The following is a 25,783-nucleotide window of genomic DNA, read 5'->3' on the forward strand; positions in this document are numbered from 1 at the left end:
TATAAAGATTATGCAAAAGTTAAAATTAATGACCGTTGTTGGAACGCGTCCTGAAATTATCCGCCTATCACGTGTAATGGCTGCATGTGACCAATATTTTGATCATGTATTGGTGCATACCGGACAGAACTATGATTATGAGCTGAATGAAATTTTCTTTACCGATTTAGGTATTCGTAAGCCAGATCATTTTTTAAATGCTGCCGGTGCAACGGGTGCTGAAACGATTGGTAATGTCATTATTGCTGTAGATAAAGTACTTGAAGAAGTACAACCTGAAGCACTTTTAGTATTAGGTGATACCAATAGCTGTATGGCAGTGATTCCAGCAAAACGTCGTAAAATTCCAACTTTCCACATGGAAGCAGGAAACCGTTGCTTTGATATGCGTGTGCCTGAAGAAATTAACCGTCGTATTGTCGATCATACTGCAGATATTAATTTAACGTACAGTACGATTGCGCGTGACTATCTATTAGCAGAAGGTTTACCTGCAGACCAGGTTATTAAAACAGGTAGCCCGATGTTTGAAGTGTTAAATTACTATAAGGCAAAAATTGAAAGTTCAAATGTACTTGAACGTTTGGGGCTACAAGAGCATCAATACTTTATTGTCAGTGCGCATCGCGAAGAAAATATTAACTCGGATCAAAACTTCTTGGATTTGGTTCAGATGCTGAATGCAGTAGCTGAAAAGTACCAATATCCTGTGATTGTTTCAACCCACCCACGTACCCGTAAGCGTATTGAAGCGTTGAATATCGAATTTCATCCCTTAATTCAGTTATTAAAACCATTGGGTTTTAGTGATTACAATAAATTGCAGCTTTCAGCAAAGGCAACTTTGTCAGACAGTGGCACCATTAATGAAGAGTCTTCAATTCTAAATTTCCCTGCTTTGAATTTACGTCAAGCGCATGAACGCCCAGAAGGTATGGAAGAAGCCGCAGTCATGATGGTTGGCTTAAAAGCTGAGCGTATTTTGCAAGGTTTAAATATTTTAGGTCATCAATCCCGTGGTGAAGAACGTCTATTACGTTTAGTCGCTGATTACAGTATGCCAAATGTCAGTGAAAAAATGGTGCGTATCATTTTGAGTTATACAGACTACGTTAATCGTGTAGTTTGGAAGAAATACTAAGAAAAAGCAGGTTAACATGAAAAAAATTTTTCTGGTTTCGGAGTATATTCTTCCGACTCAAAATACGACTGGATATTTGTTCCATAAGTTACATGAAAATTTAAAAAAACAGTATGGAGAGCAGTTACAACTAATTGTTAAGGAAGATCCTGATCATTTAATTGAAAATGCTATTCTCGTTGCTGATGTTAACCTGAATAAGAAACGATTAGTCCAAAGGTTAATCTTTGAACTAATCGTTTCATTTAAATTTTTATTAAAAATATTATTTCATGTTAAAAAAAATGATCTAGTTTTTACTGGTACAACCCCAATTTTTCTTTTACCTGTCATTTACTTGTGTAAAAAAATTAAAAGATTTAAATGGGTGCTACTTGTGCATGACGTATTTCCGGAAAACTTGGTTGTAGCAAAAGTTTTAAAACCAAGCAATATTATTTATAAAATTTTGAAATATTTATTCGATAAATTTTATTCATATGCTGATAAAAGAATTGTCATTGGCAAAGATATGAAAAATTTAATAGATCATAAGGTTTCTAAAGATGATTCGATTATTGTTCAAAGTTGGATTGACCATAATGACATTAAAATTCAAGATAAATCAAAAAATGAGATTATAAAAAAATTAAATTGGGAAAAAGAGCAACCGGTTTTTCAATTTTTTGGCAATATAGGTCGAGTTCAAGGCATTCATAACATCATAGAATCTTTAAAGCTTATCACACCTGATGATCGCCCCAAAATGCTATTCATTGGTTCAGGTGCCTATGAACAAGAACTGCAGTCTGCCTTAATGCAATTAAATGAAGAAAAGATTAAATATACTGGTGCTTTAGATCCTTCTAAAAAATCGGAAGGTTTAAGTGCATGTGATATTGCAATTGTAACTTTGGCAGAAGGTATGTATGGCTTAGGTGTTCCAAGTAAGGCTTATTATTCGATGGCCGCAGATAAGCCTATTTTAGCAATTATGGATGAAGATTCAGAGGTTTCATCTATGGTAAAAGAACATGGAATTGGCTGGGTTGTGCCTGCTGGTAATCCAGAAAAACTGGCTGAGATGTTAGTAAAAATCAAAAATGATTTTCAAAATATGAAACATGTTTCGCCTCGAGAAGTTTTAATTGAAAATTATTCAGAATCAGTAGCAATGAAAAAGATTATAACTGTCATTGATGAAGTTATTCAAAATTAAATAGGAATTTGAGGGTCGATATGAAAAGACTAATGGATTTTACTATTGCATCTATTGCTCTTGTAATACTTTCACCAATCTTCATTTTAGTTGCATATAAAGTTCGTAAAAATCTAGGTTCTCCTATTTTCTTTTTGCAAGAGAGACCAGGAAAAAATGGTAAGCTTTTTAAAATGATTAAGTTCCGTTCTATGAAGGATGCTTTTGATAAAGAAGGAAATCCTTTACCAGATGAAAAAAGAATAACACCCTTCGGTCATAAACTTCGTTCTACCACGCTAGATGAAATGCCACAACTCATTAATGTCTTAAAAGGCGATATGAGTATTGTAGGACCGCGTCCGCAAATGAAAGACTTTCTTGAACATTATACTCCTCACCAAATGCGTCGCCATGAGGTGAAGCCGGGTATGACAGGGCTTGCACAAGTCAGCGGTCGGAATCATTTATCCTGGGAAGAAAAATTTGATCTGGATGTTCAATATGTCGATACACAATCGATATTGCTCGATTTTAAAATCATGATTAAAACAGTTAAAGTTATGCGGTCTAAAGAAGGCATTAATGCGCCAGATCAAGAAGTAGGTGCTACAAGATTTTCCAGTCAAAGTATATCTCAAGCAGATTCTTCCCAGAAATAACCTTATTTTTAGCAAGTCAAATCTTATGATCAAAAAAGCTATTCTCCCGGTTGCAGGTCTCGGCACACGTTTTTTACCTGCCAGTAAATCCATTCCTAAAGAAATGGTGACCGTGGTTGACCGTCCAGCCATTGAATATGTTGTACGTGAGGCTGTCGCAGCAGGCATTGAACAGATTATTCTGGTAACTCATTCATCTAAAGCTTCCATTGAAAACTATTTTGACCGGAACTTTGAGCTGGAAACCACACTTGAAAGCAAAAAGAAATTCGATTTGCTGAAAGAAATTACCGAGATTTTGCCTCCCCATATCAGTGTGATCAGCGTACGCCAACCACAGCCTTTAGGCTTGGGTCATGCCGTGCTCTGTGCTAAAGATGTGATAGGAGAAGAGGATTTTGCCGTTTTACTGCCTGATGTACTGGTGAAAGATTCTGATCTGGTCAATGATCTAAGTTTGATGATTCAGCGTTTTAATTCATCTCAAGCTTCACAAATTATGGTGGAAGCAGTGCCTGATCATCTGGTCGATCAATACGGTATTGTCGATGTTGCAAGCTTACCTTTAGAAGGTGAAAGTAGCGTGATGCAAGGGATTGTAGAAAAACCGGCAGTCGGTACGGCACCCTCCAATCTTTCCGTCGTAGGGCGTTATGTGTTACCTGCCAAAATTATGCAACTTTTGGAAAATATCCCCAAAGGTGCAGGCAACGAAATTCAGCTCACCGATGCGATTGCGGAATTACAAAAGACGGACACGGTTGAAGCCTATCGCATGAAAGGTCAAACTTTTGACTGCGGCAGCAAACTGGGTTATCTCAAAGCCGTGTTACATTATGGGGTAGATCATCCTAAATTGGGTGAGGACTTTAAAGCACTTATCCAGGAACTTGCATTATAAGGCGGTGAATGATGAAGGTTGCAGTATTTGGACAAACCCTGTACTCAGGTGTTCTGTCAGCATTGTTGGCTGAATGCGGCCATCAGGTGTACTGGTGTGATTTTTTAAAAAAAAGTGCTTTAGAACACGCTTATGCCCAAGATGATGCAGTCAAACAGTTACTGGATAAACAGGAAAAAAATGGGTTTTTAAAATACTGTCACCTGAATGATATTGCCCTGGATATCGATGCCTATTTTTTTAGCTTTAATCCGACTGAAGAAAATTTAGGCATTGAAATATTAAAAGAAATCGGTCAGCGTCAAATTATTCATCCTAAACTGATGATTAACGCGTCCACGCTAGGTTTGCACGGTACGGACAAATTACAAAAGTATTTACCTGAAGATGACTGGGTGTATTTACCCGATATTATTCAGGAGGGAAATGCTTTGGCCAGCATGACTCAGGCCGAACAGTTGATTGTGGGCTGTGAGCAAAGTAAGGTTCAGCTCAAAATCCAGGAATTACTGCGTCCATTGTTTCCACGCCATCAGCAATATCTATTTATGCCCATTTTAGATGCCGAATTTACCAAGCTCAGCATTTCAGGCATGTTGGCAACACGGATTAGCTATATCAACGATTTGGCTGTCGTGGCTGAAAAACTGGGCATTGATATCGAGCATGTGCGGCAGGGGATGGCAGCGGATAGCCGGATCGGGTCGTCCTATCTGTATCCGGGAGCGGGTTTTGGCGGAGAAAACTTCTCGCATGATATTCTTACTTTGGCCAATACCGTGTCCGGGACAGGGGCTAAAAGTCAGCTGTTGGCTCAGGTTTGGGAAATCAATGAACAGCAAAAAGAGTTGCTGTTTAGAAAACTATGGAATTATTACCATGGCAATTTAAAAGCTAAAACGGTGGCAATTTGGGGTGCCTCTTTTAAAGAAAATACAGCACGTATCCAGCAGTCACCGATTCATACCATGCTGAAAGCCTTATGGGCGCAAGGCGTGACGGTCAAACTGCATGATCCGCAGGCATTGGCGGAAATTGAGAAAGTCTATGGACATCGTGCGGACCTGATTTATTGTACCGACCAGTATGAAGCCGTAAACGGCGCACATGCCTTATGCCTGTTAACTGCCTGGAAACAATATTGGAGTCCGGATTACCCGACTTTATTAAAAATCATGCAGCATCCGCTGATTCTGGATGGCCGAAATATTTATGATCCCGACTATGTAAAAGTGCAGGGATTTGCTTATATGGGGGTAGGGCGTTAATGACGAATCAAGCACAACCTTATCCAGTAGAAGAGATTGATAGCGTTCTAAGCAAGCTGCTGAACTTGAAAAATGAATACGAGAACAGGCATTTAAGCGATTTTTTTGCAGAAGATCATGAGCGTTTTCAAAAATTTTCTGTAAATTTAGACAATGTGATTTTTGATTTTAGCAAGCATCGGATCAATCAGGCTGTACTTGACCATTTGGTTGAGTGGGCTCATGCACAACAGCTCAAACCCTGGATTAAACGGCTGTTTTCCAGTGAAGCCATTAACTATACCGAACAGCGTGCGGCGATGCACTGGGCATTACGTTTGCCTCCGCATGATCAACTGCATGCTGACGTTGCAGCGCAAGTACATGAGCAACTTCAGCGCATGTATGCCTTGGTGGAAAAAATCCATGCCGGTCAATTTCGTGGTGCGACCGGAGAAGTGATCCAGGATGTGGTCAATATTGGGGTGGGAGGGTCGGATCTTGGGCCAGTGATGGTCAGTCATGCCTTATCCGATTTTAAAAAACAGACCACCAAGCCTTTAAATATACATTTTGTATCGACCATGGATGGCAGCCAGTTGTCGGCATTATTGCATCAGCTGCGTCCTGAGACCACTTTATTTATTATCTCATCCAAGTCTTTTAGCACCATTGATACCTTATCCAATGCGCAAACCGTGCGTTTATGGCTGGAAAAAGCCTTAGGTCAGCATCCGCATATTCTCAAGCACCATTTTATCGGGGTATCGACCAAACCCGAGAAAATGACCGAATGGGGCATTGCGCCTGAAAATCAGTTGTTGCTCTGGGACTGGGTCGGTGGACGTTATTCGCTCTGGTCATGTATTGGCTTGCCGATTGCATTAACCATTGGGGTTGAGGGCTTTAAGAAGTTACTGGCTGGTGCTTATGCGATGGATCAACATTTCCAGCAGGCTCCTTTCAATGAAAATATTCCTGTACTGATGGGCTTGCTGGGTGCCTGGAATGCCAACTTTCTAGATATCCAGACTCATGCCATTTTGCCTTATGATGGCCGTCTAAAATATTTTGCTTCGTATTTACAACAACTGGAAATGGAATCGAATGGCAAATCGATTCAACGTACAGGTGAGCAGGTTGAAACCAATACTTGCCCGATTGTGTGGGGCGAGGTTGGACCGAATGCCCAGCATGCTTTCTACCAGTTATTGCATCAAGGCACACAAGCGGTCAGCTGTGATTTCATTGCTCCGGTAAAACGCTATAATGCCCAGCAATTTACTTATGTAGACAATGCCGAGGCCTTGATCGAGCAGCATCATTTGGCACTGTCCAACTGTCTGGCACAGTCGCGCTTGCTGGCATTTGGCAATCAGGCCTTGGATCAGGCTGAACTCAATGATTTACCTGCCTATAAACAATATGCAGGCAATCAGCCCAGTAGCACCATTTTACTCAAAGAGCTGACACCCTATAGTTTGGGGATGCTGATTGCCATGTATGAACATAAAGTGTTTGTGCAGTCAGTACTGTGGAATATTAATCCCTTTGACCAGTGGGGGGTTGAAAAGGGCAAGGAAATTGCCAATCAGCTGCTGCCGATTTTAAGTGGCGAAAGTCAGAATGTTTCAGAGCTGGATGCCTCGACTCAAGGTTTATTAAAGATACTATTAGGAAAAACCCATGGCTAAAATTTTGGTGACTGGCGGTGCAGGCTATATTGGCTCGCATACCTGCGTGGAGCTGTTAAATTCAGAGCATGATGTCATTGTGCTGGATAATCTCTGCAATAGTTCGGAAGAATCTTTAAACCGTGTACAACAGATCTGTGGAAAAAACCTTACTTTTGTGCAAGGTGACATTCGTGATGCACAAGTTTTAGATCAGGTTTTTCAGCAGCATCACATTGATGCGGTGATTCATTTTGCCGGGTTAAAAGCGGTAGGTGAAAGCCAGCAAATTCCATTGGCTTATTTTGACAATAATATTTCTGGCTCCATTCAACTGGTACAGGCCATGCAGCGCGCAGGGGTATTTAATCTGGTCTTCAGTTCCTCGGCTACAGTGTATGATGAGGCGAATGTATCACCTTTAAATGAAGACATGCCTACAGGTATGCCGAGTAATAACTATGGTTATACCAAACTGATTGTTGAACAGCTTTTACAGAAATTGTCCCTAGCAGATCAACGCTGGTCGATTGCCTTACTGCGTTATTTCAACCCGGTCGGTGCGCATAAAAGTGGTCGTATTGGAGAAGATCCGCAAGGCATTCCGAATAACCTGATGCCATTTGTCACTCAAGTCGCAGTTGGCCGTCGTGAAAAACTGTCGATCTTCGGCAATGATTACGATACAGCTGATGGAACTGGCGTGCGCGATTATATCCATGTGGTGGATTTGGCGAATGCGCATTTGTGTGCCTTGAATAATCGCCTTATGGCAAAAGGCTGTCGTGCCTGGAATATTGGAACCGGTCAGGGGTCATCGGTTCTAGAAGTAGTGAAAACGTTTGAACGGGTCAACCATGTGCCGGTCGCCTATAGCATTGAGCCGCGTCGTGAAGGTGATGTGGCGACTTCATTTGCAGACAATACCCGTGCTATGCAAGAGTTAGGTTGGAAACCGCAATATACTCTGGAAGATATGCTGGCTGATAGCTGGAACTGGCAAAAGCAAAATCCGAAAGGGTTTATCTAAGATCCGATCATGAACAGACAGGTGGATTCGATGATCTTGAAATTAATTTTGAGTGATTTATATCGATATACAGGCAATCAAAAACTAAGTTCTTTTATTAAAAATTATTTTTTTAATCGAGGATTTAATTTTTCTGTGTGGCTTAGAATTGCCAGTTCTAAAACTTTGCTCGCCAAGATTGCCTATCCTGTTTTTTATTATAAAAAGAAAAAATATGGCATTGATATTCATGCTAATACAAAAATTGGGTTTGGTTTATATATTGGTCATGGTGGACCATTGGTGGTAAGTCCAACGGCAACGATAGGTAATAATGTGAATTTATCACAATATACCACGATTGGGGCAAATTTAGGTCCAGCGGCTATGATTGGAGATAATGTCTATATAGGGCCAAATGTGTGCATTATTGAAAATGTTAAAATTGGCAATAATGTAACGATTGGTGCGGGCAGTATAGTGACCAAAGACATCCCTGAAAATGCAACTGCTGCAGGTAACTATGCCAAGGTACTTAACTTTGAACAGCCAGGAAAGTTTGTGAACAAAAGATATAAAATTTAAATGACTAGTTTTTAAAATAAAAGAGCTCAATTTGAGCTCTTTTTATAAGATGGCAATACAATTGTACATTGCAATCTTATTTTTAACGATTGCCTTGAATCAGTTGGGTCAATTCATCCACATAATCTTGTATCGGTTCAGGATTTTTATCTGCACGGCTTTCAATATTTAAGCGCAGTAATGGCTCGGTATTGGAAGCGCGTACATTGAAACGCCATGCACCAAAATCCAGGCTTACACCATCTGTTTGATCAATTGCTGGATTTTGATCGGCATAATGATCAAAAATCTTTTGAATGGTCGTTTGGGTATCTGCCACTTTGAAGTTGATTTCGCCTGAGCATGGGAATTTTGCAATCATTTCTTCTACCAGAGCAGACAACGGTTTTTGAGTTTCAGACAATACCGACACCGCTAACAGCCATGGAATCATGCCGCTATCGCAATAGGCAAAGTCACGGAAATAATGGTGTGCACTCATTTCTCCGCCATACACAGCATTATGCTCACGCATTTTTTCTTTAATGAAAGAGTGGCCGGATTTAGACTGGATCGATTCACCCTGGTATTGTTCAACAATATCAAAGGTATTCCAGACCAAGCGAGGGTCATGCACAATTTTCTCACCCGACTGTTTCAGCAAGAACGCTTGTGCCAATAGACCCACAATATAATAGCCTTCAATAAACTGGCCTTTTTCATCAAACAGGAAGCAGCGGTCAAAGTCGCCATCCCAGGCAAGGCCCATGTCAGCCCCATGCTCAATCACGGCTTTACGCGTGCTGTCACGGTTTTCAACGAGCAGCGGGTTAGGAATACCATTCGGAAAGGTGCCATCGGCTTCATGGTGAATTTTAATAAATTCTACCGGTACATTCAGGACTTTGAATTTTTCTTCAATCGCATCAATCACATGACCCGCTGCACCATTACCCGCGTTTACCACCAGTTTCATGGGTGCGATCTTGCAAGGTTCGATGTAAGTCATGAGGTGATCTACAAATTCAGGCAGGATATTATATTTTTCGGTCGTCCCTTTTTGCTCAACGTCTTTAAATACGCCTGATTCTGCTAAAAGCTGGATGTCTTTTAAACCCGTATCTGCACTGATCGGACGGGCATTTTCACGCACCAGTTTCATGCCATTGTAATCCATCGGATTATGACTGGCAGTGATTTCAATGCCCCCTTGAACGTCTAGGTGGAATGCTCCAAAATAGACTTCTTCCGTACCAGTCATGCCTAAATCGAGTACCTTAACACCAGCATCATTTAAACCGCGAATGGTCGCCTGCTTCAGGTCTTCACTGCTCAAACGAATGTCACAACCGATGACCACTGTTTTAGGTTGATAGATCTGTCCATAAGCCCGGCCAATTTTATAAGCGATGTCTTCGTTTAATTCTTCACCCAATTTTCCACGAATATCGTAGGCTTTAAAGCATGTGAGTTTTGTCATGTGAGTTATCAAGATCCTTTAAAACTAATGGGAAACAGAAGGAGTGACCATATCATAGCACCATAATTCTCTCATCAGAGTTCATGCACTCATGATTGTAACTGCCTTATTTATGTGATGTTCAATCGGTTTTTTTATCTCAATCTCATGATCTAGATTGTCGAGTATGAGTTATGTGATTGGTGAAGATGAATTTTTTACTGAGTGCCATTTCTCAAGAATACGCTCTGCCCAGTCTTCATAATAACGAGCATCAACGGCAATAAGGTCTTTTGCAGGATGATTAATCGTATAAGGCTTTATGTCATGTATTTTAGTTAAAAATTCTTTAGGCCAACTCAGAGACTGTGACAGGATTGCAATTTTGAAAAGCTCTATCTGCCGATTCATGAGTTTATTGCTATTATGCTCATATCTGAGCATGAGTGTAGAAATATTTTTTTTCCCATCTGATGTGTCTATTTCACATAAGTAAAACAGTTCATTATCATTCTGATCGAGTATTAGTGTTATATAAAATCGGCGATTTTTACCATTCTTGAGTTTATGTCCTTTAAATCTGCCACATTTTACGAAATCTTTATTATGGATGTTTTCGACTTTATACCCCTTTTTTTCGATTTCTTTTACCATCAGGAAAAAATTATGATGGTGGTCATCTACAAAAGTGGTGCCTGAATCTATGGTAAAACCTGGTAAAGTGCCATCATCTTGTGCTTCACCACCTGCAAAACCTTGCTCTATTGAATCATTTGTTCCACCTGTATTCCCTCCTTGACCAGCAATTTCTGAACGGGAAGCATGTATAGAGAAGCGTAAATCTTCAATAGTAATAATGCGCCCCACTTTATTTCGCAGTTGTGTAATTTGCTGATCGATATCAGCATTAGCTTTACTGTCAAGTTTGGATTTATCTTGACTCCCTGACGGTTTTTCCCCCTTATTTTCACCAAGAATATCTTTAATCTCACCCAAACGTTTTTGAGTGACCACATGAAACGTGATGGGCTTCTTTATTCCTGTTTCTAAATTTTCGAAAGTGTTGATACGCTCGATACGATAAATCTTTTTTTCTGGATACATGAGACCATCCACATCGAGTTGCATGTTGTCTAGGACAGGGGCATCCATATCAAAGTGGTAGGCTGGTGAATGGGCCTGGTTTGCAATGGTTTTTTCATACACACTTAAGAAAGTCTGATTTAATTCAGGATATAAAAGGATTAAGGCTAGTCTTTGTAGAAAAACAGGATCTTTTAAATCCTTTGTGGTTATTTTTCTGTTCGGTGCAATAAAAATATGAAATGCTTTCTTTTCATTGCGATCAATTAGTACATCAGTTGTGTATCTTTCAGCAAACAATGCCGCTCGTAAAAAATATGGGTGAGAGAAGAGGAGATCTCTTCCGAATACCAGTTTAGGTATTTGAATGGTCCAACCATCCAAAGCATCTCCCAAATTGTGATATTGGAAACTGAAGCAGGGACGATTGCGATATGTCGGATGGGTATTTACAGTTGGATTTTCTGCATTGGTCTTGTTCAAAATTCCCAAATTGATTTGAGTGAGCTTGCGGTTGACTAGAGATACTGGCTCAATTTGATTTAGCGGTGTTTTGTAGTGATATAAGAGGATGCTTTCAATTGGCATTTCAGTTTCAAAATATCTATTATCAGGTGCATCACATAAAGTTGTCTCGATATAAAAACGAGTTGCCCCACGACGGGTAATCTGTGTTGCATAATAGTAAATGTTTTCTTTTGGTACACAGGCTAAAGGAAGCGTCCTCACTATTTTTACCCCATTATATGATTAAAAAATCGACGCGCTTCTGGCGTTAAGCGTTCTGGGCTTAATCCGGATAGGCGTAGAAAGACACTCGGCGGATAGTACTTATTCTCAGTTTGTTGATGAATAAATGTCCGAGTAAGACGACGTATTTGATAACACTCTACAGACTCAGCGTAACGATCTAGAAATGCTGTAGTCAACGGCAGAAAATGCCAGTTTTTTTCAATCAGGCTGACATGACCTAGTTGTTTGATCAAAAATTTTTTAGTCCATTGTGGTGAGTCTATGTCTTCTAATAATTCATCACGTATCTTAATCAGTTGTTTCATAAACTGACGATCCCGAATATTCCAGTCGACACGTGGCTTGGGTGGGGAGAGTGGTGCCATGACAGCGGTTTGATTGATCTTTAATAGCCATTCTTTTTGGCTACGATACAAACGAGCATACAGTGCACCATTTTTTTGGCGGGCTGATTTGACTGGTAATTCCTGAATTAACTGTATCCATTTGATTTGATCATCCGAAAATATTTGATTAGTCTCAGGTTTCACATTGACTGGGATGGTTTGTTCTTCTATAGCTGTGGCCGCCATATCAAGGTATTGTTGATACGTGTGAATTGGGCTGCATGTGGGAACCAGAGCCCTTATCAGGATCAAATGTTCGAGATATGAAAAAGCTTTTCGGTGTTTTCTGCAGATATTCTTGAGCCAGCAATTCTCAGACCGCAGATCACCTAGGTGATAGTACTGAAGAAAACTTTCCCCCCAATAATCGACAACAAGTTGACGAACTTTTTCATAATTGATATTTTTTTGACCTGAAAGTAAGTTCCGATCTTTTAAAATATTGAAGTAAGCGACAGATATAGAAGAAAAGTTTTTTAAAGTGATTGTGTCTGAATTAGACAATAGTTCTTCAATCAATCCTGCAAGTTCACTATGCTTATTTAAGTCCTCAGAATTTAATGCGAGCTGAATAGAGTCCTTAAGAGCATTTAAATGAGCAACATAGTACCTTCGGTCTAGTCCATTACACGAGACAGAGCTTACAAAAAGGGGGGATGCATGCTTTGTACAATATTCATATCCTGTAATCTGCCAGCTGCGTTTCCAGTAAACTTCACCATATTGCTCCATCTGTTCTTGCCAGCAATGAGGGCAGAACCGAAAAAAATTTACAGATTTGATTCGTGACGCATTTTTCCCCAATTTTGTGTGCAGTGATTGAGTGCGCTCACTTCGTAGAGCTTGTACTGCATAATTCACAACACTATTTGGTTGAAATGGCTGAAACAGGGGGAACAATGTATGATTTTGAATGAGACTATGCGCATCATAATGATCAGGTAAATAACTGGCCAACCTGTCTAGATGCGAAGGTAAATCATAAGTTGGTGTTAAATTCCTGCTATTGAATAATTCTTCTGTGAGATATTTTGGACTCAGAATTCCATGGTGAACTGCATAACGTGCAATCACACTGTAAACTAACTCATCCGGATATGGGGTTGGAAAATTCGAAATCACGATGTCTCACCCTCCATTCTTTCTGCTTAATGCAAAATTGGCTGTGTAGGATTAAACAAGTAGTTCGATGATTTTAATAGTTCATAAACATCTATTTCCTGTTCTTGTGCTTGACTGAAAAAATTTCGTAAATCATTCGCTTCAGTACTCTTCCATTCCTCTGCTTTCATCACTTTACGTGATGCTCTTGGCTTCTTTACTGGAGTTGTAATCTGATCTTTTTCAAGTTCATCTTCAGTGGAAGAGCTATCTAATATCTCTAAAATATGCTGGAGAAGTACCTGTAATTTTTCGTTTGGATATCGTTTTAATGTAGAAGTAACATACTGTTCTATTGTAGCAGCCGGGTGACCAAAGGCTGTCAGCATACCAATGAGGGTAGAATAATGCGGTCCTAAATCTTTATGCTGTTTTTCCATTTTTAATTCAGATTTAAAACGTTGTTTTTCAACATATTCTTCAATTTGAACTTGAGGGATGGTTAGGTCAGAATACCGTGCAATACGTGCGGGATTGCCTGAACGCAGTGCATCTAAAATGTCATGGACTGGCTGTAATTGTTCTTCATAGACCTTTTTAAATAATTCTGAGGTGATTTTTTCCAGGCCGATGGTGATGGCGTGAATTTGTACCAGACAGAACAGCTTAACCACTAGATCTGGAATACCCTGCGTATAATAATACCAAGTGTTTCTTAATTCATCGGTCAGTTCAGCTGGTTGTTGAATCCATTGATATTGCCACAGCTTGTTGGTAAAGGCATACCATTCAGAAATGATCATTTGATCAGGGTCGCCAGGATCGGGAATAGGCGCTTCATTTCGCATAGGTTCCCAGATTAAAGAGCCTAATCCTGCACTGCGTCTAGCTGACCTTAAGTCTTCTTGCAGGATTTCATTCGCTTTAGGTGTCCCAATCATCACGATAGGGATCGATGCCACATTCACCAGCGTGACAAAGAAATTAAGAATGATCTCAGCCCCGCCAGATTTTTTTGTATTCAAATGCTGGATTTCATCAATGATCAGAAGTCCAATAGAATAATTATTTGCGATAATTTTCATCTGTTGCAGCATGGCATTCACATTTAAGCGGCTTCTGGTGAAACGATGCTCAAAGTTAGTATCTCCTAACGCTAAATCTACTGCTCTAAAAAAGTTTGAACATAAGTTTTTTAAAGAGCTGTCATGCGGGCAATCAATTTTAAGGAAAACAATTTGTTTTAATCCTAGCTCTTTATGCTCAATCACTTGCGGGTAATAACGCAAAATCTTGTTCATCGTCGTTGTTTTGCCGCTTCCTGAGCATCCTATAATTGACATGCTGGTCGCAGTTGATTCTGGAGGTGCATATCGGTAAGAACTTTCATTTGATGGTTCAAGTTGTTGAAAAGCGGCGTGTAAATGCCTTTGTCTATCACCATTATTGATGTTTCTACTCACGTAACCTTGCCGGATCATGATAGAAATTTTTTGTTCCAGTGATAGATGTTTGGTCAGTGGTTGAAAAAAATCATGAGGCAGCTGAGCAATCAGATGGATTCTTTCTGGTTGGGGTAAGAAACGTTGTTCTGGAATAAATTTCAGTTTTCCCCGTAGGTGTTTAATGACTGATTTTGTATCAAGGATAGGCGGTAATTTAGTAATGAGAGGATTATCCCCATAGATGTCTTGTATCGATGTATTAACTACTATTTCATTATTATTCATTCTTCATCGTCCTCTTCAAATAATTGTCTCATTAAGTCTGGTTGACTAGTTAAATCCAGATTGCTGCTGTCAGATTGGGATATTTGAGAATTGTCTTGGTTGGGATGGATAGTCCGGATAGAATTGCTGGGTCTGTTCTGGAGATGCTCCGCACGTTCCACTTGGATAGCTTCTTGTTTATTCTGACGGATATCCCGAGTACGTTGTGCTTTAGAAAGTTGGTGTACTCCTACTTGAGCCTGGCGACTCTGTGCTGCATGAATGATTTTGTCAGTAAAATCCTGCAATTCACTGATGGCTACAGACTTTAGTTGCGAATGCTGTTTTTCAACAGTTTTGATCGCTTTTTGAATTTGTTCAGCTTCCCACCAGGTCAGATGCTGATATTGACGTGAGGCATCACTTAAGTGGGCTTCCCAGTATTCCAATTTATTTTCATCAAAGAAAACATAAATGGTATTTACTGAGTATGGGTCAAAACCAATCCGCAACTTTTTCGGGCGGGATTTGGTCGTGTTACGAATAAACCAGCCTTGTTGATGCATTTCCAGACATTGATAGACTAATCCTTTGACTTTAAGTCCTTTATCACTTAAGGACGCATCGATCCTGGGTAGCAAGCCAACATATAGTGATTTGTTATCCACTTGTCTCAACATCCCAGTACGGTGCTGTAGGCCCCACTGCCAGAGCTTAAGAGGGATAGAAGGCAGGTCAGTTGGCATATCGGCACTGCGATCATATTTTGTCAAAACGTCAAAATTATTGCGTAATAAGACGCAGCTTAATATGATTTTTCTGAACTCTTCTAGAGTCAGACAAGCTTCTAGGCGATAATCATGTCCGCCTTTCTTTTTTTCCTTGAATCCAGAAACAACACCGATATTCTCGTAGGATTTAAAGCGTGACTGAATGATTCCGAAAGCCCTCTCCACAATACCTTTGGCATCGCTTCGATACGGTGGAGCATTTTCAATTCGAACAGAAAAGTTTTTTTCAAGAAGTTCAATTTGATATCCAATTAGTTCACCGCGGTCTGCAAGTATGGCACTAGGTAAACCATAAATAGGCCAGTCTTCCGATTGTATTTGCAAGCCGTAACTCTGACAGAATGTCACTTTATCTTGGATTGCAACGCTGAGGCATTGTATGGCTGTGTTAAATGAACTGTTTTCCATACCGACATAAAGCCCAGTAATCATTCGGCTGAATACATCGATAACAATATATACGGTAGGTCTGCCAATAATCTGTGATGGATCTCGTGATGATACAAGGTAGATATCAGCAATTGTTGAATCTATCTCATAACGCGCACCAGGACCATTTGCTTGCTTGGTTGCTGTTGAAGTCAGAGGTTTGTGATCTTTCAGGGTTTTCTGATTCGTCAGAATTTCCTTGGAATTGTTCTTATTTCTGTATCGCGTATTATAAAAATAATAGAATTGAGTATACGTTGGAATATCTGCGGCTTGCACTTGATGAAATTGCTTAGAAAATGAATTTTTAAATCGAAGATAAGTTTCGTTAATGGATTGTTTTTTGATAGGAATTAAATACTCTTCGATGGCTTTCTTAAAATATAATTCAACCTGTTCAGTGACATTCTTACCTTCACTTGATTCATAGATTCGTGGTCTGCCAATCTTTTTATTACCTATAACTCTTTTTTGGCCTTTTCCACCTGAGTTTTCATAGTCCGGTACCAAAGCATTTATAGTTTGCCCACGTTGCCAGTAACGTCTTAGTAGTCGTAGAATTTTATTAATTGATACCTCTTTTTCCAGATGTATCATTCTAACTTTTGCTGTTCTTATTTTTGCATTGATAAGAACTTGTTCATCATTAATAAGGTCTTGAATAATTGAAAAGTTTTCCTCTCTTTTTTTGAGTTGAATAGAATCTTCACTCAAGTTTAATCGTTTTAAGTATTCATAAGGATCTTGTGCTGGTATCAGGCTTTGATCATCTGAGAGAGTTTGAAGTTCCTTGGATAAAATGAGTTCAGGGAATGCATTTTTATTATCAATAGAAATCCATACCGTATACTGCGGTAGGAATTTGAGTATTCGGTATTGTGTTGAATTCAAGATGTAAACTGAATTAATTAGTTGCATGGACTGTATTCTCATTCTGGAGCAAATTACTTGCATGAATATCAGAGAGTTTAAGCTCCAAGTACGAAATTTCTAAATTAAATTGCAGTATTCGCAGTGCAAATAGTTTTCTGAACAATGCGAGCGTCGTTCCGATATCCAGTTTTTGAGTTTGGTCAATATGCTTGCAGAAGGTGATTAAGGAGCTTTGAGGATACTGGCTAATTTCTTCCATAAAATAAACTGCTTGATCAATCATGTGATTCGTTATTTCAAGATCATTTTTTTCTACATACAGCCATTTAATGTTCTCTAGTACCGTCGCAGGAATGTCTTTTTCAGTAATCAGCTTGAACGGAGTATTGTGCTCTTCTTCCCAGTAACGACGTTTAATTTCTAATGTCTCAATAATATGAGCTTTATTCAGATCCTTGCTGTAAAGAGTGTCAAGTGCTATAGAAAACTTGCCAAAATCAACTAAAAAATCTGAAGATAGGGTAAACGGTATATAATCAACCGATACCTTTTTCATCCGATAACGAGAACATATAGAGTTAAGATCATAGATATCTAAAGGATAATGTTCACGAATATCTGTAACTTTCTGATTCCAATCAAGTAGTAAAAAAGTGGATAGCTCTAGATCAGAAAATAAGTGATGAAGACGTTTACTGACACGACCTTGTACTCTGTGAGAGCGACCAATTGAACTGAAGTTTTGAACAGTTTTGCAAGGTTTATAATCGCGTCCATGGCCTTGGCCATATCCTGCTGTTACTAATTCTTCATAGTTTTTTATAATTTTTGCCATACAGAAGACCTGTGGATTTTGGTTGATAATTCATCATATCTGAAGGGAGCTAATTTTGTATTTGGCAAAAAAATACAAACTTAAATATATTTACATATAAACAAAATTTTATAATTTTAACTATATTATTCATATAATTTAATAACTTAAGTTTTAATTGAGTATTTCAATACTCAATTAATAGACTTTGGAAACATTATTGATAGGCTAAATCATCCACAACACGTCTTAGTGAGCATAGTTCCTTCCTATGGTAATTTAATTAAGTTTGTTTGATTTTATATCCTAAGTTATTGATATTTTGAATGCATTATTTTTAAATTTTAAAATTAAGTTTGTATTTAAATTTTGTATATTAAATTATGAGCAAAATTAAGTTTGTTTGTAGATTTCCATCATTTTTTGAGACACGATTTTTTGCTCAGAAAGGCAAAGATCAGCTTAAATAAGAATGATATTTTCAAGAGAAATTTAAAAAATTGATACTTGTTGAATGTTAAATAAGAGTTTTATGCAGATATATGCTATTGAATATATTGCATTTTTAATAAAAACTTTGTTTTTGTAGCATGGGTTTTAATTTAGATTGCATTATATTAAAAAACCCTTTAGATTTGGCAGAGAACTACCATACCTAAAGGGTTCGATTTGCTGTTTGCTTACTTTATAAATATACAAACTAAAATAATTAAATCTAAACTTAATTATTTGATACAAACTTAATTATACGAACACACCAGCCTTATATCAGAATTTATTATTCCACCGTAACCGATTTTGCTAGGTTACGTGGCTGATCGACATCCGTTCCACGCAAGACAGCCACATGGTATGACAGCAGCTGTACAGGAATACTATAAACAATTGGCGCAAGGAGTGGACTGATACTTGGCACATGAACCACATGCTGACGCTCTTTGCCTTTAATGCCGCTGTTCTCATCGGCAAACACAAACAGTTCACCACCACGGGCCTGAACTTCTTCCATATTGGATTTGAGCTTGTCGAGCATGTCGTCTTGCGGAGCAAGAATCACTACCGGCATGTCATTGTCCACCAGTGCCAATGGACCGTGTTTCAGTTCACCTGCTGCATAGCCTTCGGCATGAATATATGAAATTTCTTTCAGTTTCAATGCACCTTCAAGGGCAATTGGGAACTCGGTACCACGGCCTAAAAACAGGCAGTGCTGTTTTTCCACAAACAGTTCAGATAAACGCAGAATGTCTTTATTTTGTTGTAGGGTATCTAAGATAACCTTAGGGGTATGCCATAAATCAGTGGTAATGGCGGTAATTTGTTCAGCCGAGATAGTTTGCTTGACTTGACCAATCTTAAGTACCAGCAGCATGAGTGCGGCAAGCTGGGTGGTAAATGCTTTGGTTGACGCAACGCCAATTTCAGGTCCAGCCAAGGTTAACAGGCTATGATTGGTTTCACGTACCATTGAAGATGTAGCCACATTACAAATGGTCATAGTGGTAATGTTTAAACTTTTTGCAGCAGCGCGTTTTTGGGTATCACGCAGAGCAGCCAAAGTATCGGCGGTTTCACCGGATTGAGAAATACATACATAAAGTGTGTTATTGACAATCACAGGGGTGCGGTAACGGAATTCGCTGGCAATTTCGACTTGGCAAGGTAGGTCAATCAGTTGCTCAAACCAGTATTTTGCAATCATGCCGGCATGGTAACTGGTTCCACAGGCAATAATTTGCACCTGTTGAATCTTTTCAAAATCAGCAACGGCCTTATTTAAGAAATCTTCGCGTAAATCGTTGCCATTCAAGGCTTGGGAAATGGTCTGCTGAATCGCTTCAGGTTGCTCATAAATTTCTTTGAGCATGTAGTGCTTATATTCACCTTTAGACGCATTGCTGACTGTTGCATCCAGTTCTTTTACTGGACGATTCACCAATTTCCCATCCACGAACACTTCAATACTGTTGCGTGTTAAACGTGCAATATCACCTTCTTCTAGGTAAATAAAACGGTTGGTAATTGGAAGCAGGGCCAATTGATCCGAACTGATAAAGTTCTCGCCAATGCCGACACCAATAACCAAAGGTGAACCCTCACGAACGGTAATCAGCTCATTCGGATGATCAGTATGCACGATACCCAGTGCATAAGCCCCTTTGAGCTGAGGAACAACCTGTTGAACCGCTTCTAGAAGACTGGAAGTTGATTTCAATGCATCATTCACCAGATGCGCAACAACTTCAGTATCTGTTTGTGAAGTAAACACATAGCCTAGAGCTTCAAGATCGTCTTTCAGTTCTTGATAGTTTTCAATAATGCCGTTATGCACCACAGCCACCGTACCAGAAACATGCGGGTGAGCATTATTTTCAGTCGGTTTGCCATGGGTTGCCCAGCGGGTATGGGCAATCCCCAGTGAACCTTCGATATTCGACTCATTCACTGCCTGTTCTAGGTTGATCACTTTACCCACACGGCGTTCGCGCAGGACATGACCGCCATTGATCAGTGCAACCCCAGCTGAATCGTAGCCACGGTATTCAAGGCGCTTCAGGCCTTCAATTAAAATATTGCTAATATTACGTTCTGCAACGCCACCGACAATTCCGCACATATTTATAATCCTCTTATTTTTTCAGTTTTTGGGGGCGTTGATAGTTTTCTTTAGCCACTTGTTTTGAGCGTTCAAAGGCCAAACTATTTTCTGCGACATCGCGTGTGATGACTGAGCCAGCACCCACAGTTGCTCCATTGCCGATACTGACCGGAGCAACCAGTGAACTGTTCGAGCCGATAAAAGCTGAATCACCAATAATGGTTTTAAATTTATTCGCGCCATCATAATTGCAGGTAATGGTGCCGGCACCAATATTTGAACCTGCGCCAACTTCGGCATCACCTAAATAAGTAAAGTGATTGGCTTTAGAACCGAGTCCAATACTTGAATTTTTAACTTCAACAAAGTTGCCGATATGGACTTCATTGGCCAGTTTGGCACCTGGACGTAAACGGGCAAATGGACCAATTTGCGTATCTTCACCGACCACGGCATTGTCAAAGATACTGTAGGGTTGTACCTTGGTGCCTGCTGCAATCTTGGTATTCTTAATGACACAACCCGCACCAATTTCTACATTATTGCCAAGTTCACAATCGCCTTCGATAATCACGTTGATGTCGATACGTACGTCTTGACCGACTGTAAGATTGCCACGTAAGTCGAAACGGTTTGGATCAATGATATGCACACCTTGCTGCATCAGAAGTTTGGCCTGATAGAGCTGGAATTCACGTTCTAAAGCTGCAAGCTGGACCCGGTCATTCACGCCTTCAACTTCAAAGGCACGTTCTGGTTCTACAGAAGCCACTTCAAGACCATCGGCAATCGCCATGGCCACGATATCCGTCAGGTAATATTCGCCTTGGGCATTGTTGTTGCTTAATTTTGGTAACCATTGATGCAGTTTGGCATTGCTGACACAGTAAATACCGGTATTAATTTCCTTAATTTGACGCTGTGCATCGCTGGCATCTTTATGCTCGACAATGGCCTGAATTTTATTGTTTTCACGCACGATACGGCCATAACCGGTCGCATCAGCCAAGGTTAAGGTCACCAGGCCAATTCCTGTTTCACGTGAAACAGCCAATAGTTTTTCTAAGGTTTCTTGGCTAATGCAAGGGACATCACCGGAAAGAATCAGGGATACGCCATCAGTAGGCAGCACCGGTAAAGTCACTTTTACCGCATGACCGGTACCGAGTTGCTCTGCCTGTTCAACCCACTGTACATTTTCCTGTGCAAAGGCTTGTTGAACTAGATTACCGCCGTGTCCAAAAATGGTAATAATATTTTTGGCATTTAATTTTTTAGCCGTTTCAATGACATGACCGAGTAGAGGGCGTCCTGCGAGCGGCTGCAATACTTTGGGTAAGCTCGAACGCATTCGAGTTCCTTTACCTGCAGCAAGAATAATCACAGAAGTTGACATAATACACCTTAAAAACTTGGCTTAAGCCATTGAAATGTTGAGGTACACGAGAATACAGATTGCGGCCCAAATGCCGGCAATAATATCGTCAAACATAATGCCAAAACCGCCTCCGACTTGACGGTCGATGACACGAATAGGCCAGGGTTTCCAGACATCAAATAAGCGGAACAGGACAAATCCGACGAACACCCAAAGCCAGCTCATTTGTGCGAAGTAAATCAGGGGCAGAAACGTAATCGATTGTCCTGCGAATTCATCCCAAACAATACGGCCATCGTCATGTACGCCCATTACTTTAGCGGTTTGCCCACAAATATAAATGCCAATAAGTGACATTAAAATCATGGCAATAATGGAGGCTGTAAAGCCAATTGCAAGCCAGGCAGGAATAAACAGCAATGCAAAGGCCGAACCAAAAGTGCCCGGCGCTTTGGGTAACAACCCGGAACCAAATCCGACACCGCAAAAAACGATAAAGCGGTTGTACCAGGACATGTCTTTAAAATGAATCGCAGGTTTATGCAAAGTGTTGATATCCATGAAAATGCAGCGAATGGTCTACGCCATTCTGCACAAAAGTTAACTCAGTTTTTTGGTCAATTTGTCCAATTTTGCTAATGTTGACATCTAATTGTTGTTGCAAAAGCTTTTCATAATTTTGCGGGCTTATTGTAAAGCATAACTCGTAGTCATCGCCACCCGCGAGGGCATATTGCCATTGCTGTTCTTGAGTTAAATTTTGTAAATCTGGACTGATCGGTAACTGGCTTAATTCCAGTATTGCACCCACTTTTGAGGCTTTTAAAATATGGCCTAAATCTTGCGCTAAACCATCAGACACATCAATCATACTGGATGCCAGGCCTTTGAGTTGTTGTCCAAGCTGGCAACGTGGCGTTGGATAATCCAGACGTTTTTGTAGCGGATGTCCTAAATTGTGCAAAGCAAATGCAGCATCACCGACTGTGCCAGAGACACAGACATAATCACCGACTTGTGCGCCTGAGCGTGTGATGGCTTTGCCGGTGTCTATCCAGCCAAGTGCAGTGACCGAAATGGTGAGATGAGGACTTTGCGTGGTATCACCGCCAATTAAACTCACCCCAAATTGATCGCAGCAATCATATAAACCCTGACTAAAGCCTTTGAGCCAGTCATGATCAATTTGGGGTAGGCTCAATGCCAGTAAAATGCTGTGCGGTTTGGCACCCATGGCGGCAATGTCAGATAAATTGACCGCAACAGATTTCCAGCCGATGGCATGGGGATTTGTATTTAAGGGGAAATGTCGTCCAGCAACGAGGGTGTCGGCACAGATGACCAGTTGTTGCTGTGGAGGAGGGGTGAGCAAGGCTGAGTCGTCACCGACACCTAAATCGACCGACGCGGAAGTCTTCCGATTAAAATAAGTATCAATGATCGAGAACTCAGCCATACAACAAATCTACTTTATTTAGTTGGCTTGTTGCTTTTCTGCTGCACGTAAGGTTGTCGCTAAACGATCCAATACACCGTTGATGTATTTATGGCTGTCTGCACCGCCAAAATGTTTAGCCAGCTCGATTGCTTCATCTAAAACGACACGATATGGAATTTCAAGATGTTCTTTCAATTCATACGCACCCAGACGAAGAGTCGCGAGTTCAACGCCGTCAAGCGCACTAATTTCACGATCCAGCACAGGGATTAGGAGCGCATCCAATGCTTCATGATTGGCAACCACTTGAGTCAACAATTCATGATAATAGCCGAGATCCACTTTGTGCATGGCATTTTCCACACGTGTACGTGCTTCAATTTCATGTACCGGATTGTGGCTCATCTGCCATTCATAAATTCCTTGTACAGTAAAACGACGTGCTTTGCGTTTTGCTGCATAAGTTGCTTGAAGTGTTTGCGACATAGCGTTAAATAGCCTTTAACAAGTTAACCATTTCAATCGCAGTAAGAGCAGCTTCACTGCCTTTATTACCTGCTTTTGTACCCGAGCGTTCAATCGCCTGTTCAATACTATCCGTAGTCAATACACCATTAATGATCGGTAAGCCAGTGTCCAGGCCAACCACGCCTAAACCTTTGGCACATTCGCCAGCAACAAAGTCGAAGTGCGGCGTGCTACCACGAATCACTGCGCCCAGGGCAATAATGGCATCAAAACGATCAGCAGCAGCCAGTTTCTTAGCCACTACCGGAAGTTCCCAAGCGCCAGGTGCATGAACAACAGTGATATTATCCTCTGATACACCATGACGTTTCAATGTATCAATTGCGCCTTCTAATAGATGTTCGACAACAAAACTATTAAAACGACCCACTAAAATCGCGTAACGGCCTTCGCTCGCGAGATGTAACATACCTTCAATACGGCGAACTGCCATAGCAACCTCGATGATTTCTTAAGTTGTTTGATGTGCAGTGATGTATTCCACCACTTCTAAGTTAAAACCTGATAACGCATTAAAACGTAATGGAGAGCTGAGCAATTTCATTTTCTCAACCCCTAAATCACGTAAGATCTGGGCACCGACACCAATCGTTTGGTACTGCTGAGACAGTGCAGCATTGGATTTGGCTGGTTTGGGTGTATTTAAACTTTCCAGCGCAGGGCCAAGGTCCGGTAGATGATGTTGGCCAATCCACACCAAAACGCCACGCTCGCTAGAGGCAATTTCTTTCAGCGCCTTGTCGAGATTCCAGGCCGGTTCGCCATCTTGCTTGTTGATTTTCAGCAGGTCACGTACCGGGTTAAAGCCATGAACGCGAACGGTAGTGACCCCTTCTTTCGGTTCCCCTTTAACCAAGGCTAAATGAATGTCCGGGTTACCAATTTCACGGTAACGGAACAGTTCGAAAGTTCCGTATTCCGTATTTAAAGTTTGTTGATCCAGACGTTCAACCGTTTGTTCATTGGTCATGCGGTAATGGATTAAATCCGCAATAGTCCCGATTTTCAAACCATGCTTTTCGGCAAAAATTTCAAGATCTGGACGGCGCGCCATGGTGCCGTCTTCTTTAATAATTTCACAAATCACTGATGCAGGTTCAAGTCCTGCAAGACGGGCCAAGTCACAGCCTGCTTCAGTATGCCCGGCACGGTGCAATACGCCACCTGGCTGTGCCATCAACGGGAAAATATGACCCGGTTGTACAATGTCCGCAGGTTTGGCATGCGCGGCCACAGCAGTCTGAATGGTATGAGCACGTTCAGCTGCTGAAATACCTGTGGTAATACCGTTGGCGGCTTCAATTGAAAGCGTAAAGTTAGTCCCATGCTGGGCGCCGTTGGCATCTACCATGAGGGGAAGATTGAGCTGTTGACAACGGTCGCGGCTCAAGGTGAGACAAACCAAACCACGTGCATGTGTGATCATGAAGTTGATGTCTTCAGGACGTATGTGAGTCGCAGCAATGACGAGATCACCTTCATTTTCACGGTCTTCATCATCCATCAGGATGACCATTTTTCCTGCACGGATATCTGCTACGAGCTCTTCAACGGTATTGAGCGGCATCAACCTTCACCTTCTTTTTGTCTCAAATGACATTTTGCTTGCATTGATTGTTGCATAGTCTACCGTTTTTTTACGATGTTTGCCTATGCTTATTGATTTCCATTCCTGGTTCATTGTTATACACAGAGCCTGAACGCTTGAAAAGAGGCCTTTATTTTAAAAAGCCGTGATTATGCTGAATCTTTAAGCAGTTGAAATACATAAATAATGACAAGCTTATGCAAAATGCTGCTGATTTATAGGGTTTTGTATGCGAATAGAATAAAAAAGCCCCCATCTTTCGATGAGGGCTTTTTTGAATCTGGAGCGGGAAAGGAGACTCGAACTCCCGAACCCCAACCTTGGCAAGAGTCACCGACATAAAATACACTAAATAACCCGAATTACGGATAAGAAAACCGCTTGAAAAAAAGATGGTTAGAGCCATTTAGAAAGTTACTACACAAACCAAAGACTCTAACCACCATGTTTGATTTTACAGAAATCTTCTGTGTTATTGAT

Annotated in this window: 21 protein-coding genes; 8 read left to right on the plus strand and 13 right to left on the minus strand. The window is 40.6% G+C overall.

Going from position 1 to position 25,783, the window contains the following annotated elements; translation table 11 throughout:
• Positions 1-10: 10 nt before the first annotated feature.
• From wecB to FTT83_RS04380, 8 genes are read left to right on the plus strand one after another with little or no spacing between them, the layout of a single operon-like run.
• On the plus strand, positions 11-1,141 hold the full coding sequence (gene wecB / locus FTT83_RS04345) for a non-hydrolyzing UDP-N-acetylglucosamine 2-epimerase (RefSeq protein ID WP_180176265.1): 1,131 nt from the start codon (positions 11-13) through the stop codon (positions 1,139-1,141).
• 16 nt (positions 1,142-1,157) lie between these two features.
• Positions 1,158-2,339 carry a glycosyltransferase family 4 protein gene (locus FTT83_RS04350; RefSeq protein WP_180176264.1) on the plus strand — a complete coding sequence of 394 codons (1,182 nt, stop codon included), beginning with the start codon at positions 1,158-1,160 and terminating at the stop codon, positions 2,337-2,339.
• 20 nt (positions 2,340-2,359) lie between these two features.
• Positions 2,360-2,980 carry a sugar transferase gene (locus tag FTT83_RS04355; RefSeq protein WP_180176263.1) on the plus strand — a complete coding sequence of 207 codons (621 nt, stop codon included), beginning with the start codon at positions 2,360-2,362 and terminating at the stop codon, positions 2,978-2,980.
• Between the two features lie 25 nt (positions 2,981-3,005).
• Entirely contained in the window at positions 3,006-3,881 is an 876-nt protein-coding gene (gene galU, locus FTT83_RS04360) for a UTP--glucose-1-phosphate uridylyltransferase GalU (RefSeq protein ID WP_180176262.1), read from the plus strand.
• 11 nt (positions 3,882-3,892) lie between these two features.
• Entirely contained in the window at positions 3,893-5,149 is a 1,257-nt protein-coding gene (locus tag FTT83_RS04365) for a nucleotide sugar dehydrogenase (protein WP_180176261.1), read from the plus strand.
• Positions 5,149-6,822 (plus strand): glucose-6-phosphate isomerase, encoded by a 1,674-nt coding sequence (pgi, locus tag FTT83_RS04370; RefSeq protein ID WP_180176260.1) that lies wholly within the window; start codon positions 5,149-5,151, stop codon positions 6,820-6,822. Before FTT83_RS04365 ends, pgi begins: the two co-directional genes overlap by 1 nt.
• On the plus strand, positions 6,815-7,831 hold the full coding sequence (gene galE, locus FTT83_RS04375) for a UDP-glucose 4-epimerase GalE (protein ID WP_180176259.1): 1,017 nt from the start codon (positions 6,815-6,817) through the stop codon (positions 7,829-7,831). Before pgi ends, galE begins: the two co-directional genes overlap by 8 nt.
• Before the next feature lie 30 nt (positions 7,832-7,861).
• Positions 7,862-8,395, plus strand: coding sequence for a serine acetyltransferase (locus tag FTT83_RS04380; protein ID WP_180081531.1), 534 nt, complete (start codon positions 7,862-7,864; stop codon positions 8,393-8,395).
• Between the two features lie 82 nt (positions 8,396-8,477).
• Here the strand turns inward: FTT83_RS04380 and FTT83_RS04385 are convergent, their stop codons facing one another.
• The 13 genes from FTT83_RS04385 to ribBA form a co-directional block, all read right to left on the minus strand.
• On the minus strand, positions 8,478-9,854 hold the full coding sequence (locus FTT83_RS04385) for a phosphomannomutase CpsG (protein WP_180176258.1): 1,377 nt from the start codon (positions 9,852-9,854) through the stop codon (positions 8,478-8,480).
• Between the two features lie 171 nt (positions 9,855-10,025).
• Positions 10,026-11,645 carry a Tn7-like element transposition protein TnsE gene (locus tag FTT83_RS16215; protein ID WP_180176257.1) on the minus strand — a complete coding sequence of 540 codons (1,620 nt, stop codon included), beginning with the start codon at positions 11,643-11,645 and terminating at the stop codon, positions 10,026-10,028.
• Between the two features lie 5 nt (positions 11,646-11,650).
• The gene (locus FTT83_RS16300; protein ID WP_180176256.1) at positions 11,651-13,177 is read right to left on the minus strand and encodes a TnsD family Tn7-like transposition protein; all 1,527 of its coding nucleotides are present in this window, start codon (positions 13,175-13,177) and stop codon (positions 11,651-11,653) included.
• Between the two features lie 26 nt (positions 13,178-13,203).
• Complete coding sequence (locus tag FTT83_RS04400; RefSeq protein ID WP_180081523.1) at positions 13,204-14,886, minus strand: AAA family ATPase; 1,683 nt, start codon at positions 14,884-14,886, stop codon at positions 13,204-13,206.
• The gene (locus tag FTT83_RS04405) at positions 14,883-17,003 is read right to left on the minus strand and encodes a Mu transposase C-terminal domain-containing protein (protein WP_180176255.1); all 2,121 of its coding nucleotides are present in this window, start codon (positions 17,001-17,003) and stop codon (positions 14,883-14,885) included. The genes FTT83_RS04400 and FTT83_RS04405 overlap by 4 nt, the downstream gene beginning before the upstream one ends.
• The gene (locus tag FTT83_RS04410) at positions 16,990-17,793 is read right to left on the minus strand and encodes a TnsA endonuclease C-terminal domain-containing protein (RefSeq protein WP_180176254.1); all 804 of its coding nucleotides are present in this window, start codon (positions 17,791-17,793) and stop codon (positions 16,990-16,992) included. The genes FTT83_RS04405 and FTT83_RS04410 overlap by 14 nt, the downstream gene beginning before the upstream one ends.
• Before the next feature lie 757 nt (positions 17,794-18,550).
• Positions 18,551-20,389 (minus strand): glutamine--fructose-6-phosphate transaminase (isomerizing), encoded by a 1,839-nt coding sequence (gene glmS, locus FTT83_RS04415; RefSeq protein WP_180042645.1) that lies wholly within the window; start codon positions 20,387-20,389, stop codon positions 18,551-18,553.
• Between the two features lie 13 nt (positions 20,390-20,402).
• Positions 20,403-21,767 (minus strand): bifunctional UDP-N-acetylglucosamine diphosphorylase/glucosamine-1-phosphate N-acetyltransferase GlmU, encoded by a 1,365-nt coding sequence (gene glmU, locus FTT83_RS04420; RefSeq protein WP_086196724.1) that lies wholly within the window; start codon positions 21,765-21,767, stop codon positions 20,403-20,405.
• A gap of 21 nt (positions 21,768-21,788) precedes the next feature.
• Positions 21,789-22,310: a phosphatidylglycerophosphatase A gene (locus FTT83_RS04425; protein WP_086196723.1), complete on the minus strand. Its 522-nt coding sequence runs from the start codon at positions 22,308-22,310 to the stop codon at positions 21,789-21,791.
• A complete protein-coding gene (gene thiL, locus FTT83_RS04430; RefSeq protein WP_180176253.1) occupies positions 22,288-23,205 on the minus strand; it encodes a thiamine-phosphate kinase in 918 nt (305 codons plus the stop codon). Before thiL ends, FTT83_RS04425 begins: the two co-directional genes overlap by 23 nt.
• A gap of 18 nt (positions 23,206-23,223) precedes the next feature.
• The gene (gene nusB / locus FTT83_RS04435; RefSeq protein WP_086196721.1) at positions 23,224-23,673 is read right to left on the minus strand and encodes a transcription antitermination factor NusB; all 450 of its coding nucleotides are present in this window, start codon (positions 23,671-23,673) and stop codon (positions 23,224-23,226) included.
• 4 nt (positions 23,674-23,677) lie between these two features.
• Entirely contained in the window at positions 23,678-24,148 is a 471-nt protein-coding gene (ribE, locus tag FTT83_RS04440; protein ID WP_086196720.1) for a 6,7-dimethyl-8-ribityllumazine synthase, read from the minus strand.
• Between the two features lie 18 nt (positions 24,149-24,166).
• A complete protein-coding gene (gene ribBA, locus FTT83_RS04445) occupies positions 24,167-25,282 on the minus strand; it encodes a bifunctional 3,4-dihydroxy-2-butanone-4-phosphate synthase/GTP cyclohydrolase II (protein WP_180176252.1) in 1,116 nt (371 codons plus the stop codon).
• Positions 25,283-25,783: the final 501 nt, after the last annotated feature.

Source organism: Acinetobacter sp. YH01018, assembly GCF_013420295.1.
Taxonomy (GTDB): domain Bacteria; phylum Pseudomonadota; class Gammaproteobacteria; order Pseudomonadales; family Moraxellaceae; genus Acinetobacter.